Raw genomic sequence first — 14,554 nt, forward strand, 5'->3', positions numbered from 1 at the left:
GACCGTCTGTCATATCTAGTAGAGAAGCTGATAAAGTCCTTCTTGGCGAACTTTCATATTCGCTCTCTTTATAACGCCGTGTTTCTGGAATTCATTGATTAGTGCTTTGATGTTTCGCCTAGTGTCAGGCAAATTCATGCCAGGTTTCAGTTCAGGTGAATAAAGTAATTTTAGAAACATATAGTCTAGTCCTGATAATAACTCTATCTTACTGACATCATTAGCAATCGATGGGTAAACCCAATCCGAGTCATTAGGTAACCCCATGATTTGTGTAAGTTCTTCAACAACACAAGCCGGTAGCAGCCCTTTAGTCATAGCATAGTCAATAGGGATGACTACCACAGCGCCATCAATTTCGTGACGTTTATTTTTGTGAATTGTTGCCATGCAGTTACTCTCAGTTGATAGGTTCGGCTGCTTGCTCTCGGTGTATTTCTTGATAACGTCTTTGTAATATTTATCTTTGGTAATGTAGATTTTTAGATTGGCAGGGTGGTTGTTGTTTGCGGCCGAGATGTCATGGCGAGTAATATGCTTCAATTGCCTCATGTGAACATCAATCATTTGTTTGGCAGGGGCATAGGGCTTCAGATGAAGAAAAATTGTCTGGTAGCGAATGGGGGTAACCCATTTATTGACTCTCATGTCTGAAGGTTGATATTCATTTTTTAAGGCAATCTCTATAAACGCTTTTTCAATATAGGCTGGCTTTTGCCAGCTATTAGGATCAGTGCTTCCCATTAAGATTAGGGAAAAAGCGATGATATAGAGATTTTTCATGGTGAAAGTTGTCAGGTCATATTTAATAGCGGCTTTAAGTAATGTCCTGTATGTGAGCGCTCTGTCCCTGCAATTTCTTCCGGCGTGCCAGTGGCAATGATTTCACCGCCGCCTGAACCGCCCTCTGGGCCAAGGTCCACAATCCAATCAGCCGTTTTAATGACATCTAGATTATGCTCGATAATGACAATGGTATTACCTTGGTCGCGCAAGTTTCTAATGACTTGGAGCAGCAGTTCAATATCGTGAAAGTGCAGGCCTGTTGTTGGTTCATCGAGAATGTAGAGCGTATTGCCGGTATCACGTTTAGAGAGTTCCTTGGCAAGCTTGACGCGTTGAGCCTCGCCTCCAGAAAGCGTTGTAGCACTCTGCCCAAGTTTGATATACCCAAGACCAACTTCCATTAACATTTGCAGTTTACGAGCAATGACTGGGATAGCATCGAAGAATGCACGGGCATCCTCAACAGTCATGTCCAAGATTTCATGAATGTTTTTGCCTTTGTATTCGATCTGTAAGGTTTCTCTGTTGTAGCGAGCGCCATTACAAGTGTCGCAGGCGACATAAACATCGGGCAGAAAGTGCATTTCCACTTTGAGCACGCCGTCACCTTGGCATGCCTCACAGCGCCCTCCCTTAACGTTGAAGCTGAATCTACCTGGCGTGTAGCCGCGCGTGCGAGCTTCTGGAGTGGCAGACATCAGTTCTCGAATAGGGGTGAAGAGTCCAGTATAGGTAGCAGGATTTGAGCGAGGTGTTCTTCCAATTGGGCTTTGATCAATATTGACGACTTTATCAAAGTGCTCAAGCCCCATGACTTTCTTATAGGGTGCAGCTTCCAGTTGAGCATTATTAAGCTTGGTTGCCGTAATTTTGTAGAGCGTCTCGTTGATGAGTGTTGATTTTCCAGACCCTGAAACGCCCGTGATACAGGTGAGTAATCCTGCTGGTATTTCCAGGGTAACATCCTGCAAATTGTTGCCAGAGGCACCCTCAATGGTTAAAACTTTTTTAGGGTAGGGTAGGCGGTCGCTAGGCACTTCTATTTTGCGTGTGCCGCATAGGTATTGTCCCGTTAATGAAGCAGGCGTTGCCATGACTTCTTCTGGTGTACCCTGAGCCATAATTCGGCCGCCATGAATACCGGCGCCAGGGCCAATGTCTAGCACATAGTCAGCCGCGCGAATAGCATCTTCATCATGTTCAACAACGATGACAGTGTTTCCTAAGTCTCTTAGGTGTGTCAGGGTGTTGAGAAGTCGATCATTGTCACGCTGGTGTAGCCCAATCGAGGGTTCATCCAAAACATACATGACGCCGACAAGCCCCGCTCCGATTTGGGATGCTAAGCGGATGCGTTGTGCCTCACCACCGGACAGGGTGTCAGCACTTCTGCCGAGCGTTAAATAATTCAAACCGACATTCACAAGAAACGATAAGCGGTCATGTACTTCTTTAATGATTTTTTGCGCAATTTGTCCTTTGGTGCCTTCTAGGGTAAGGCTTGAAAAGAAGTCGTGTAATTGCCCAACTGGAAGCTCTGTTAAGCTAGGTAGCGAATGGTCTTGTACAAAGACATTGCGTGCCGCTTCATTTAGTCTTGTGCCATGGCAGCTGCTACAAGGTTGGGAGATGCGATACTTGTCTAGTTCGTCTCTAACGCTTTTGCTTTCAGTTTCAGTAAAGCGTCGTTCCATGTTAGGAATGACACCCTCAAAACGACGGGTGTCTGAATAGCGGCCATGCGGCAGTGGAAGCTTTTCCCTACCTGAGCCAAAGAGAATGACTTGCTGATGTTTTTCGGAAAGCTCATTCCAAGGTGTTTCAATATCGAATTTGTAATGATCCGCAACCGCTTTCAGAATGTCATAGTAATATTTGTGTCTTCTGTCCCATCCTCGAATAGCGCCCCCCGCTAAACTAAGGTCAGGGTGGATAATAACTTTGTTTGGATCAAAGCTTTCTTTGATTCCCAAACCATCACAAGTTGGGCAGGCACCGTGCGGATTGTTGAATGAAAAAATTCTGGGCTCCAACTCTGGAACGGAATAACCACAATGTGGGCATGAGAAACGTTCGGAGAACAATAACTCAAAATCATCACTCTCATCCATAGGCACCACCTGGGCAATGCCGTCTGCAAGGTGTAACGCTGTTTCAAAAGACTCTGCCAGACGTTGCTTAATGTCGTCACGAATCTTGAAGCGGTCGACAACGACTTCAATATTGTGTTTGATGTTTTTGTCCAGCTCTATCGAACCGTCTAGTTCCATCAGCGTGCCATTGATTCTGGCACGAATATACCCCTGAGCTTGCAGTTCATTGAGGAGGTTGATATGTGTACCTTTCTTGCCTCTTACAACAGGCGCGATAAGCAAGCACTTAGTTCCCTCAGGCAGCTCAAGTGTGTGATCAACCATTTGGCTAACCGTTTGCGCTTCCAGGTCGCAACCATGTGTTGGGCAGCGAGGTGTTCCTGCGCGGGCAAATAACAGCCTTAAATAGTCATAGACTTCGGTTACGGTTCCCACTGTAGAGCGGGGGTTGTGAGAGGTCGATTTCTGTTCAATAGAAATTGCAGGAGAAAGCCCTTCGATATGGTCTATATCAGGTTTGTCCATCATGGATAAGAACTGGCGCGCATAGGCTGATAGTGACTCAACATAGCGCCGCTGACCTTCCGCATAAATAGTATCAAATGCTAGAGAAGACTTGCCAGAGCCGGATAATCCAGTGATGACAATCAACTTATCTCTAGGAAGTATGACGTCAATGTTTTTAAGGTTATGGGTTCTGGCTCCACGGACGATAATTTCTTCTAGCATAAAAGGGGACTCAAAACGATTAATCAAAACAATCATTATAGCAAAAAGCAGGGTTCTTCAATCCTTTAAACCTCGGCCTTTGTTATAATTCGACGCGTATTCGTCTTGTGCTGTGGCGGCTGAGAAAGCGATTTCAGTAAACGGATTTAACAAACGAATTTCAATGGAACAGATTAGGAAAAGACATGACCTCAGAGAATCAGACAATGCAACCTATGGAAAAACGCGCAGCCCTTTCAGTGTCCGGTATTTTTGCGACGCGAATGTTGGGTTTGTTCATGATTTTCCCGGTGTTTGCTATTTTTGCTCAGCAAGAGTTTAAAGATGTTACCGGTACTCAGATCGGTATTGCGATGGGTATTTATGGCTTAACACAGGCATTTTTACAAATTCCTTATGGGGTGCTGTCTGATCGCTTTGGACGTAAACCACTGATTATTGCCGGTATGCTGGTGTTTATGTTTGGTTCCATTGTCTGTGCCATGGCGGATTCGATTGAAATGATGATTGTGGGTCGAGCGATTCAGGGTATGGGCGCGGTAGCAGCTGTTTTGATGGCGACTGTTGCGGATTTGGTGACGGAGCAATTTCGTTTAAGGGCCATGTCGATCGTTGGGATGACCATTGGTTTTTCATTTACCTTGTCGCTGATTATTGGGCCGATTTTGGGTGAGCTGTTCGGTGTTCGAGGTATTTTCTGGGTGATTGCCCTGTTGGCTTTGGCGGGTATCTTTTTGGTTATTTTCGCGGTGCCGAAAATTGAACATCAGTCTTTCCAGCGTGAAGCGGAGGTTGACCCGAGCCAATTTAAAGATGTATTGAAAAACACACAGCTACTTCGACTGGATATGGGTGTGTTTGTTCTTCATTCCATTTTGACGGCGATGTTTGTGGTGGTGCCATTGATGATCCGAGATACTGCGCATTTGGATTCAATACATGATTGGGAGTTGTATTTGCCAGTGATGTTGCTGTCTTTTGTGTTGATGGTGCCGTTTATTATCATGGCGGAATCCAAAGGCAAGATGAAAGAGATTTTTGTCGGATCAATCGTTACCATCGGGTTGGTACAGGTTGCACTGTTAAGTTTCTCCGGGGGGTATTGGCCAATTTTCCTAATCTTGATGGTTTTCTTCACGGCATTTAACTTGTTAGAAGCATCTTTGCCATCACTGGTGGTAAAACTGTCACCCGCTGACAAAAAAGGGACGGCAAGCGGCGTGTTCTCCAGTAGTCAGTTTTTTGGTGCTGCACTAGGTGGTTTTGTCGGTGGTTGGATGTATCAGCATCATGGCATTGAAGGGGTCTTCCTGTTTACATCTGCTATTGCGTTGTTGTGGGCAGCGGTTGCTGCGACCATGCAAAAACCATTGCCATTGAGTATTGCTTCTGTGCCAATTCAAGGTATTGTGATGCAAGGCGATGTACCTGCCCTTACTCAGCAGCTGCTGGCCTATGACGGTGTTCACGAAGTGGTATTTGTTCTGTCTGAAAATCGCGTGTTTTTCAAGATAGATCGCAAGAAAATTGATGAAGTTGGACTGATCAATTACCTTGAACGAGGATTGGCTTGAAAATTCCAAACATGGTGAAACACCCTTCGCTATAATAAATGGCTAAATGATCGAGAAAAGATAATTCGATAGTGACAATCTGCCAGGTTGGCTGCATCAATCAAGCTGGAATGAACATAAGACGGAGTGTAAATCGTGAGAGGAGTGAATAAAGTCATTTTGGTTGGAACCCTTGGACGGGATCCAGAAATGAAATATGCGGCGAATGGCAACGCGATTGCCAATTTAAGCATTGCGACATCTGAAAACTGGACAGATAAAAACTCCGGGCAGAAGCAAGAGAAAACCGAATGGCACAGGGTTGTTATTTTTGGAAAGCTTGCTGAAATCGCAGGACAGTATCTCACGAAGGGTTCTCAAGTTTATCTTGAAGGCAAGTTGCAGACCCGTAAATGGCAAGATCAAAACTCTGGGCAAGATCGTTACTCAACGGAAGTTGTGGTTGATTTTAGTGGACAAATGCAAATGCTTGGTGGTGGTAATCGTCAAGGAGATGCAGCATTTGGACAAGCTCCAGGCGGTATGTCACCAGGAATGGGTGGGCAACCTTCTTCTATGCCACCAGCAGGACAAGGGTTTGCGCCACAACAAGCTACGCCTAACTATGGGCAAGCACCGCAGCCGATGCAACATCAAGCCCCGCCGATGCAACAAGCACCAGCCTATCCTGAAAATGACTTTGGTGACGATGACGTTCCGTTCTGAAAAATACAATAGTTCATTTTGTTGATTAAAAATATTAAAACCCCTTTTTGAAGGGGTTTTTTTATGGATATTGAAAATTTATTCGAAAAATTAATGTTGATAGGAAAGCCTCGTTAATCGAGGTTTTTTTGTAAGTGAAAATTCTTTTTGTTTTGCTTAAGTAAGCTTGTTCTCTGCCGATAAGTTTTTACAGAGGGAGATTGAGTTTATGAAGAAGCAAGACATTACCAAGGGATTAAAATATTTCTTCAAAAAATTGGAGAAAAAATCCGCTGAGCTTGACGAGGAAAGGGCTTCCTTTGTTGCCTCAAGCCGTGATGTGCCTTTTGATCAGGTAGAGACTTTTTCTCGTGCTTTGATGACGCAGAACATCTTTATTCATACGGTTGGGGTGAATGGTAAGCATGAGTCAACGATTTTATCGAAAGCCATGTTCAGTATCAATAAGGTGGTTCGATTGTATTATTCCACGAGTTTTGATGAGTCGGTTCAAGGTTATATTCGTTTGAGACCATGTTATAAGCAGCAATTAATTGTGGTTGAGCGTATGCATGGCTACAGGCCAAAACCTGAACTATTGTATGCGAGCATTGATGAGTGTCATGTCATTCGTTTTTTCTCGAATTGGATTGCAAAACGCATTGATTGGAATAAAACCAAAATCGGTAATCTTGATTTGTATAAGCGTTTTAAAGAAGTTGAGCGTCAGGAATACGAAGAGAGAGTTGCAGAAGAAATCGCGCAGTTGGAAGCGATGGAGTTACAAAAGACCCTTGATAAGCATTTTGGCAAAGAAAGCCGTTTGCCAATTAGGAACATGGCACCTTGATTGGATGACATGGATTTAGTGGTTACGATTGACTGCTAAGTCCGCCAAACTGGTTAAGGCTGTTTTAAATGCAGATTCTGGTAGTGATCCGATTGCTTGCTTAGCTTTTTCAGCTTCTTCCTTTGCAAAGCGGACGGTGTAGTCGATTGCACCACTGTTTTGAATGATTTCCGTCACTTCCTTGAGTAGCTTTAGCCCTTCAGTTTCGATTGCTCTACGGATAATCTGTTTTTGGTCTTCCGATCCATTTTCCAGAACATAAATCAAAGGCAGGGTCGGCTTCCCTTCGGCTAGGTCGTCACCGATGTTTTTGCCGAGTTCTTCTTCATCCGCCATATAGTCCAACGCATCGTCAATTAGCTGGAAAGCTGCTCCCAGGTGTTTGCCGTATAGAGTGAAAGCCGTTTCGTACTCTGGGGTGTTCGCCAGTACTGGTCCTAAAAGAGCAGCGGCTTCGAATAGTTTTGCTGTTTTTCGATGGATGACTTCCAGGTAGCGTTCCGCGGTCGTGTCGGCATCATGACAATTCAATAACTGAAGTACTTCTCCCTCTGCTATGACATTGGTGGTCTCTGAGAGGATTTCCATGATGCGCATCGAACCCGGTTCAACCATCATTTCAAAGGATCGGGAATAAAGGAAGTCACCAACCAGCACGCTTGCTGCATTGCCCCAAACTTCATTAGCGGTCTTGTTGCCTCGACGAGTGGAGGACTCATCAACAACATCGTCATGCAAAAGTGTTGATGTGTGGATAAACTCGATGACCGCAGCCATATTGTGATGTTGGCTGCCTTGATATCCACAAGTTCTGGCGGATAAAAGAACCAGCAAGGGTCTAAGGCGTTTACCACCACTATTGATGATGTAGTGTCCGATTTGATTAATCAAAACAACATCTGAGGCCAAACGGTTTAGAATCAAATCATCCATTTGTTTGATGTCATCAATAATCAGTGCGCGAATATCGTTAAGAGTCATAGAGTTTTATTAGAATATAAATAAGTTTGCAAAGTTTATTATGAATGAGGGTCGGATTCAAAGCTTTCATATGGAAAAGGGTATAATTAATGAAGAAATGATGAGGGGATTTATCATTCGTATTAATTAGTTAGATTTTTTTTGAAATTCAATTGACCTAAGTTTAAAAACTCATTATAATCCCGCCTTTGCCGTAATTTGGCGTGAAATACAGAATTTAAAAAAATTTCTGAAAAGTAGTCCTTTGAGCCATTGTAGCAGTAGGTCGGGAAAAACGACTGGATGAGTTGGCTATTTGGGATGTTTCAGGTAACTATGAAACCGGGAGTTTCCAAGAATGTATGCGGTAATTAAAACCGGTGGTAAGCAATATAGAGTCCGTGAAGGTCAAGTATTGAAAGTTGAATCCCTAAACGCAAGTGAAGGTGATGCAATTGAATTTGACCAGGTTATGATGGTTGGTGAAGGTGCTGATGTTAAAGTTGGTGCTCCACTTGTTGAAGGCGCTAAAGTTGCTGCAACTGTTAAGTCTAACGGTCGTGGTAAAAAAGTGACGATCATCAAATTCCGTCGTCGTAAGAACAAATCACGTTCTAAGCAAGGCCATCGTCAAAACTATACTGAAGTAGTAATCGGTAAGATTTCTGCTTAATACTCTGAGTTAGATACTTAGATTTCGATTAATAGAACTTGAGCTACTTCTGAGTAGGGGGTAGACAGGTTAACAGGAGATTGTCACCATGGCTCATAAGAAGGCTGCAGGTAGTACAAAAAACGGTCGCGATTCTAATGCTCAGCGATTAGGCGTAAAACGCTTTGGTGGTGAGCTAGTTTCTGCTGGTAGCATCATCGTTCGTCAACGTGGTACTAAGTTCCACGCGGGTGATAATGTTGGTCGCGGTAAGGATGACACTTTGTTTGCAACAGCTGACGGTAAAGTCGCTTTTGTAACAAAAGGTAAGCCAGTACGTACTTATGTAACCATTGAAGCGTCTGCGTAAGCTCAGCTTTAATTGTTACTAAGAAAACGCCCCGCATTGACGGGGCGTTTTTGTTTCCAAAGAAAGAAAATTTCACCAACTATATTTGAGAAACGAAAGCTTTTATAATGGAGCATTCGTTTTTGTTTTTATTTAGATGCAAAGTCAAAAAAGAGATAGGCATGCAATTTGTAGATGAAGCGGCAATCCATGTAGTCGCCGGCCGAGGTGGAAACGGTGTGGCGAGTTTTCGTCGTGAAAAATATATTCCATTTGGTGGCCCTAACGGGGGCGACGGCGGTGATGGCGGTAGTGTTTATCTTAAGGCTAATCGCAATCTGAATACTTTGGTGGATTTTCGTTTTACCCGTGACTATAAGGCTCAAAATGGCCAGGCAGGAATGGGGCAACAGAAAACGGGTCGAGCGGGTGAGGATTTGTATATCCAAGTTCCAGTGGGTACTTTAGTGCGAGATGTCGATACCGAAGAATTGATCGGTGACCTGATTGAGCATGATCAAGTGCTTTTGGTCGCACAGGGCGGGCGTCATGGTTTGGGTAATATCCATTTCAAAAGCAGTACCAACCGTACCCCTCGCCAATTTACGCCGGGTGAACCAGGTGAAGAAAGAAATCTGCAGCTTGAGCTAGCGGTATTGGCGGATGTCGGGCTGCTAGGGCTGCCGAATGCAGGTAAATCTAGTTTGATTACCGCAGTTTCTGCAGCGAGACCAAAGGTTGCAAACTATCCTTTTACCACACTCTATCCAAACCTAGGGGTTGTGCGAGTATCGCCTGAATCCAGTTTCGTTATCGCGGATATTCCTGGTTTGATCGAAGGCGCCTCGGAAGGGGCAGGACTGGGTATACAGTTCTTGAAGCATTTGTCTAGAACAGGTCTTTTGCTGCATGTTGTGGATATCGCACCGATGGATGAGTCAGATCCTGTCGAATCGATTCGTGTGATTGAAGCCGAGTTGGAAAAGTACAGTGAGCATCTTGCCTCTAAAGAGCGTTGGTTGGTTTTGAACAAAACAGATCTTTTGTTGCCGGAAGAAGCGCAAGAACTATGTGACAATATTGTTCAGCAAATTGATTGGCAAGGACCTGTGTATTATATTTCGGCGGTCAATAGAGAAGGCACTGAGGCTTTGGTCAAAGACATTGCCTATGCCCTGCATCAAAATCGTCAGTATGCCAGAGAAGTATCGGACGAAGCATCCGAAAGCGATATTTTGGATTAATTGCATTGGATTTTAGCGAGAAAAATTAGCGTGCAAAGTCGAGAAGCAGTCAAAAAATCTAAGCGTTGGGTCGTAAAAATCGGCAGTGCCTTGCTGACGGATGATGGCAAAGGGTTGAATCTGTCCGCAATGAACCAATGGGTTGAGCAGATGGTAGCCTTGAGAAATCAGGGAGTTGAAGTGGTGATTGTCTCGTCCGGCTCAGTTGCAGAAGGGATCAAGCGTTTAGGTTGGGCAAAGCGTCCAACGGAAATCAATCAACTTCAAGCGGCCGCTGCTGTAGGACAGATGGGTTTGATTCAAGCCTATGAATCAGCTTTTTCAAAGCATCAAATTTTAACGGCACAAATTCTCATGACACATGACGATTTGTCAAATCGTGCTCGGTATTTGAATGCTTCAAATACCATTCAGACACTACTTCAGCAAGGCGTGATCCCTATCATTAATGAAAATGACACGGTCGTAACCGATGAAATTCGTTTTGGGGATAATGACACTTTAGCAGCGTTAACCGCCAATTTGGTGTCGGCGGATATTTTGGTAATTTTGACCGATCAACAAGGGTTGTATGACGATAATCCGCGTACCAATCCGAATGCGAAACTCATCTCCGAAGCGCATGTGAGTCGCAAAGACATTGAAGCCATGGCGAGCCCAGAAGGTGGTTTGTTAGGTAAGGGCGGCATGTACACCAAAGTTATGGCTGCAAAGCGTGCAGCTCGTTCCGGCACGGCAACCTTTATAGCTTCGGGTAGAGAGGCGAATATTTTGCCAAGGTTGCAGTCCGGTGAGCAAATCGGCACCTTGTTGATTCCTGATTTGGAGCCAATGACAGCGCGTAAGCAATGGTTAGCAGGCCACCTGCAGGCAAAAGGCCAGTTGGTGCTGGACGATGGTGCGGTACAGGCGCTAAAACGTACAGGCAGAAGTTTGTTGCCGATAGGTGTGTTGGAAGCTTCGGGGCAATTCCGTCGTGGTGAAATGGTGGTGTGTGTCAATCAGCAGAATCAAGAAGTGGGCCGAGGTCTGGTGAATTATGATTTTGACGATGCACAAAGAATTATCGGCAAGCCGTCATTAGAAATAGAATCCTTGCTTGGGTATAACGAAGGCGAGTTCTTGATTCATTGCGATAACTTTGTATTGTCTGAATAATCTCTTTTCTTTCCCGTCTGAGTTCTGCTTACCCCAACCTGGCAGATCTTGATTAAAATCTACCAGGTTGGGTGCTCAATATTTTTCCTTTCTTATCCTTGAAAAACAGAAAAGCGTCACTATATTCTTGACAGCTTTAAATGATTGTCTAAAATGTTTAGCACTCTCATAGATAGAGTGCTAATTGAAAGCGATATATTTATGAAATCAAATCATTTTTTTAGGAGTAATGTATGAATATCAAACCTTTGCATGATCGCGTTGTAGTTCGCCAAGTTGAAGAGCAGAAAGAATCTGCTGGTGGTATTTTGCTACCAGGTTCTGCACAAGAAAAAGAAAATCGTGGTGAAGTTGTTGCGGTTGGTCCAGGTAAGGCTGCGGATAACGGTTCTATTATCCCTATGACTGTGAAGGTAGGCGACAAAGTGCTTTTTGGCCAATACTCTGGTCAAGAAGTAAAAGATGACAACGGTCAAGCGCTGAAAGTAATGCGTGAAGACGACATCATCGCCATCATTGATTAATGATTGGATAGTGCATTTTTTAGAATTGTCTAAAATATTTGAACAAATAGATTTAAGTAAAAGGAATACACAATGGCAAAAGAAGTAAAGTTTGGTTTAGATGCCCGTGAAAAGATGGTTGAAGGGATTAACATCCTTGCAGATGCTGTTAAAGTCACACTAGGGCCAAAAGGTCGTAACGTTGTACTAGAGAAAAGCTTTGGTGCACCGACTGTGACTAAAGACGGTGTTTCTGTTGCTCGTGAAATCGAACTTGAAGACAAGTTCATGAACATGGGTGCGCAAATGGTTAAAGAAGTCTCTTCTCAAACCAATGATGTTGCAGGTGATGGTACAACAACTGCAACCGTTCTTGCGCAATCAATCGTTCGTGAAGGGATGAAAGCAGTTGCGGCTGGTATGAACCCTATGGATTTGAATCGTGGTATCCACAAAGCAGTTGAAGCTGTTGTTGCGGAAATCAAAGCGATGTCTGTTCCTTGTACAACTTCTGAAGCAATCGCTCAGGTAGGTACGATCTCTGCGAACTCTGATGCGACAATCGGTAAGATGATTGCAGACGCAATGGAAAGAGTTTCTACTGAAGGTGTTATCACTGTTGAAGAAGGTTCTTCTCTTGAAGATGAACTGGTTGTGGTAGAAGGGATGGAATTTGACCGTGGTTACCTATCTCCTTACTTCGTGACAAACCAAGAAAAAATGGTTTGTGAATTGGAAACGCCATTCGTTCTTCTTTATGACAAGAAAATCTCTAACATTCGTGAGTTGCTGCCAACTTTGGAAGCTGTTTCAAAAGCAGGTCGTCCTTTGTTGATTATCGCTGAAGATGTTGATGGTGAAGCGCTAGCAACTTTGGTTATCAACAACATGCGTGGTATCGTGAAAGTGGCTGCGGTTAAAGCGCCTGGTTTCGGTGAGCGTCGTAAAGCGATGTTGCAAGACATGGCGGTATTGACTGGCGGTACAGTTATTTCTGAAGAAGTTGGTTTGACGTTAGAAAACGTAACTTTGGATCTATTGGGTGAAACCAAGTCTGTAGTTGTTGGTAAAGATTCAACGAAGTTGATTGACGGTGCGGGTTCAAAAGATGATATCGAATCTCGTTGTGCACAAATCAAGTCTCAAGTTGAAAACACGACTTCTGAGTATGACAAAGAAAAACTTCAAGAGCGTTTGGCTAAATTGTCAGGCGGTGTTGCAGTATTGAAGTTGGGTGCGGCAACTGAAGTTGAAATGAAAGAGAAGAAAGACCGTGTTGACGATGCACTGCACGCAACTCGTGCTGCGGTACAAGAAGGTATCGTTGCAGGCGGTGGTGTTGCTTTGGTTCGTGCTAAATCAAAAATCAACGTGGCGGGCGATAACAACGACCAAGACGTAGGGGTTAAGATTGCATTACGTGCAATGGAAGAGCCTATGCGTCAAATTGCTACTAACTGTGGCCTAGAAGGTTCTGTTATTGTTAGCAAAGTGATGGAAGGTGAAGGTAACTTCGGCTTTGACGCAGCGAAAGAAGAGTATGTAGACATGATTGCAGCAGGTATCATTGACCCTGCTAAAGTAACGCGTTCTGCACTACAAAACGCAGCTTCTATCGCAGGACTTGTCTTGACGACTGGAGCAGCGATTGCTGATCTTCCAGCTAAAGATGGCGGTTCTGATGCTGGCGCAGCAGGTGGAATGGGGGGCATGGGCGGTATGATGTAATATCTACCGAGCATCGCTCTTTCTAAAAAGCCGGCTTATGCCGGCTTTTTTGTCCTTAAAAGAAAGGTTGCTGAATAAACTAACGCTGATTTTTTTGCTGTTTTCTGGCAAAATTACAGGTCTGTCTAAAAGAATTTTGAAGGTCGTAAATAATGAAACAAATTAAGGTTGGAATCGTCGGTGGAACAGGTTATACCGGTGTGGAATTGCTGAGAATTCTGGCAAACCACCCGAATGCCGAAGTTGCGATGATTACTTCTCGTAGTGAAGAAGGGGTTGCTGTCGCTGATATGTATCCCAACCTAAGAGGGTTTTACGACCTGTGTTTTTCGGTGCCTGATGTCGAGCAACTACAAACTTGCGATGTGGTGTTTTTTGCGACACCACATGGCGTAGCGATGAGCATGGCGGAATCGCTAGTGAAAAAAGGCGTCAAAGTTATCGACTTGGCGGCTGACTTCCGTCTTGAAGACTTGGATGTCTGGCAAAAATGGTACAAGCACGAGCATACAGGAAAGCACTTGTTTCCAAAGGTCGCTTATGGCTTGCCTGAATATTACCGTGATGCGATTCAAAAGGCTGACATTATTGGAAATCCGGGATGCTATCCAACCAGCATTATGCTCGGATTGTTACCGCTGGTGAAGGCAGGCTGGATTGATTTGAACTCAATCATAGCTGATGGTAAGTCAGGCGTAAGCGGTGCGGGTAGAGGTGCTAGTGTGGCGATGCTGGGCGCAGAAATGAGCGAGAGCTTTAAAGCATATGGCGTTGCCGGACATCGTCACTTGCCAGAGATGAAAGAAAAGCTTGCACAACAAGCTGGAAAAGACGTTGGGCTTACTTTTGTTCCTCATCTAGTGCCAATGATTCGTGGGATGGAAAACTCGATTTATGCCACGATGGCAGTTGAAAAATCTCAGGCTGAAATCCAGGCTTTGTATGAGTCTGCTTATCAATATGAACCTTTTGTCGATGTAATGCCGGCGGGAAGTTTGCCTGAAACACGCATGGTGAAAGGTTCCAATATGTGTCGTTTGGCGATTTATCGTCCAGAAGACAGTCCATTGGTTGTGGTAACTTCTGTTATCGATAACTTGGTCAAAGGCGCTTCCGGTCAGGCAGTGCAAAATATGAATATTTTATTTGGCTTGCCGGAAACAACGGGGCTACAACAAGTAGCGCTATTGCCATAATTAACCTATTAGTTTCTAGGACAAAGCTGTCCTTACATTCTTAAAAGA

At 44.2% G+C, this 14,554-nt stretch carries 13 protein-coding genes; 10 read left to right on the forward strand and 3 right to left on the reverse strand.

From position 1 onward, the window contains the following. Positions 1 to 15: 15 nt before the first annotated feature. Together HVMH_RS01830 and uvrA are read right to left on the reverse strand one after the other, a co-directional pair. Complete coding sequence (locus tag HVMH_RS01830) at positions 16 to 783, reverse strand: DUF2927 domain-containing protein (protein WP_051623029.1); 768 nt, start codon at positions 781 to 783, stop codon at positions 16 to 18. Positions 784 to 794: 11 nt separating this feature from the next. Continuing rightward, positions 795 to 3,608 carry an excinuclease ABC subunit UvrA gene (gene uvrA / locus HVMH_RS01835; protein WP_029910463.1) on the reverse strand — a complete coding sequence of 938 codons (2,814 nt, stop codon included), beginning with the start codon at positions 3,606 to 3,608 and terminating at the stop codon, positions 795 to 797. A 185-nt stretch (positions 3,609 to 3,793) separates the two neighbouring features. On the opposite strand from uvrA, the gene HVMH_RS01840 reads away from it, so the two are divergent. From HVMH_RS01840 to HVMH_RS01850, 3 genes are all read left to right on the forward strand, one after another. After that, positions 3,794 to 5,182 (forward strand): MFS transporter, encoded by a 1,389-nt coding sequence (locus HVMH_RS01840; protein ID WP_029910460.1) that lies wholly within the window; start codon positions 3,794 to 3,796, stop codon positions 5,180 to 5,182. A 135-nt stretch (positions 5,183 to 5,317) separates the two neighbouring features. Then, positions 5,318 to 5,887, forward strand: coding sequence for a single-stranded DNA-binding protein (gene ssb / locus HVMH_RS01845; protein ID WP_029910457.1), 570 nt, complete (start codon positions 5,318 to 5,320; stop codon positions 5,885 to 5,887). 208 nt (positions 5,888 to 6,095) lie between these two features. Next, positions 6,096 to 6,716 carry a hypothetical protein gene (locus tag HVMH_RS01850; protein WP_029910454.1) on the forward strand — a complete coding sequence of 207 codons (621 nt, stop codon included), beginning with the start codon at positions 6,096 to 6,098 and terminating at the stop codon, positions 6,714 to 6,716. 15 nt (positions 6,717 to 6,731) lie between these two features. On the opposite strand, the gene ispB is transcribed toward HVMH_RS01850, so the two are convergent. Then, complete coding sequence (ispB, locus tag HVMH_RS01855) at positions 6,732 to 7,697, reverse strand: octaprenyl diphosphate synthase (protein ID WP_029910451.1); 966 nt, start codon at positions 7,695 to 7,697, stop codon at positions 6,732 to 6,734. Between the two features lie 337 nt (positions 7,698 to 8,034). On the opposite strand from ispB, the gene rplU reads away from it, so the two are divergent. The 7 genes from rplU (at position 8,035) to argC (ending at position 14,506) form a co-directional block, all read left to right on the forward strand. Then, entirely contained in the window at positions 8,035 to 8,349 is a 315-nt protein-coding gene (gene rplU / locus HVMH_RS01860; protein WP_029910447.1) for a 50S ribosomal protein L21, read from the forward strand. 88 nt (positions 8,350 to 8,437) lie between these two features. Then, complete coding sequence (rpmA, locus tag HVMH_RS01865) at positions 8,438 to 8,698, forward strand: 50S ribosomal protein L27 (RefSeq protein WP_029910443.1); 261 nt, start codon at positions 8,438 to 8,440, stop codon at positions 8,696 to 8,698. 161 nt (positions 8,699 to 8,859) lie between these two features. Beyond that, on the forward strand, positions 8,860 to 9,921 hold the full coding sequence (gene cgtA, locus HVMH_RS01870; protein ID WP_029910439.1) for an Obg family GTPase CgtA: 1,062 nt from the start codon (positions 8,860 to 8,862) through the stop codon (positions 9,919 to 9,921). Between the two features lie 30 nt (positions 9,922 to 9,951). Beyond that, a complete protein-coding gene (gene proB, locus HVMH_RS01875; protein WP_029910437.1) occupies positions 9,952 to 11,079 on the forward strand; it encodes a glutamate 5-kinase in 1,128 nt (375 codons plus the stop codon). A 233-nt stretch (positions 11,080 to 11,312) separates the two neighbouring features. Then, positions 11,313 to 11,603 (forward strand): co-chaperone GroES, encoded by a 291-nt coding sequence (locus HVMH_RS01880; protein WP_029910434.1) that lies wholly within the window; start codon positions 11,313 to 11,315, stop codon positions 11,601 to 11,603. A gap of 72 nt (positions 11,604 to 11,675) precedes the next feature. Then, a complete protein-coding gene (groL, locus tag HVMH_RS01885) occupies positions 11,676 to 13,310 on the forward strand; it encodes a chaperonin GroEL (RefSeq protein ID WP_029910431.1) in 1,635 nt (544 codons plus the stop codon). A 152-nt stretch (positions 13,311 to 13,462) separates the two neighbouring features. Further along, a complete protein-coding gene (gene argC / locus HVMH_RS01890; RefSeq protein WP_029910428.1) occupies positions 13,463 to 14,506 on the forward strand; it encodes an N-acetyl-gamma-glutamyl-phosphate reductase in 1,044 nt (347 codons plus the stop codon). The last annotated feature ends 48 nt before the right edge of the window (positions 14,507 to 14,554 follow it).

The organism is Hydrogenovibrio marinus (assembly GCF_013340845.1).
GTDB lineage: Bacteria > Pseudomonadota > Gammaproteobacteria > Thiomicrospirales > Thiomicrospiraceae > Hydrogenovibrio > Hydrogenovibrio marinus.

Bases quoted from the DNA above. Each gene is read 5' to 3' on its own strand.
- argC (WP_029910428.1), top strand. From the start codon at position 13,463: ATGAAACAAATTAAGGTTGGAATCGTCGGTGGAACAGGTTATACCGGT.
- groL (WP_029910431.1), top strand. From the start codon at position 11,676: ATGGCAAAAGAAGTAAAGTTTGGTTTAGATGCCCGTGAAAAGATGGTT.
- ispB (WP_029910451.1), bottom strand. From the start codon at position 7,697: ATGACTCTTAACGATATTCGCGCACTGATTATTGATGACATCAAACAA.
- uvrA (WP_029910463.1), bottom strand. From the start codon at position 3,608: ATGCTAGAAGAAATTATCGTCCGTGGAGCCAGAACCCATAACCTTAAA.
- rpmA (WP_029910443.1), top strand. From the start codon at position 8,438: ATGGCTCATAAGAAGGCTGCAGGTAGTACAAAAAACGGTCGCGATTCT.
- HVMH_RS01840 (WP_029910460.1), top strand. From the start codon at position 3,794: ATGACCTCAGAGAATCAGACAATGCAACCTATGGAAAAACGCGCAGCC.
- rplU (WP_029910447.1), top strand. From the start codon at position 8,035: ATGTATGCGGTAATTAAAACCGGTGGTAAGCAATATAGAGTCCGTGAA.
- HVMH_RS01880 (WP_029910434.1), top strand. From the start codon at position 11,313: ATGAATATCAAACCTTTGCATGATCGCGTTGTAGTTCGCCAAGTTGAA.
- HVMH_RS01830 (WP_051623029.1), bottom strand. From the start codon at position 783: ATGAAAAATCTCTATATCATCGCTTTTTCCCTAATCTTAATGGGAAGC.
- cgtA (WP_029910439.1), top strand. From the start codon at position 8,860: ATGCAATTTGTAGATGAAGCGGCAATCCATGTAGTCGCCGGCCGAGGT.
- HVMH_RS01850 (WP_029910454.1), top strand. From the start codon at position 6,096: ATGAAGAAGCAAGACATTACCAAGGGATTAAAATATTTCTTCAAAAAA.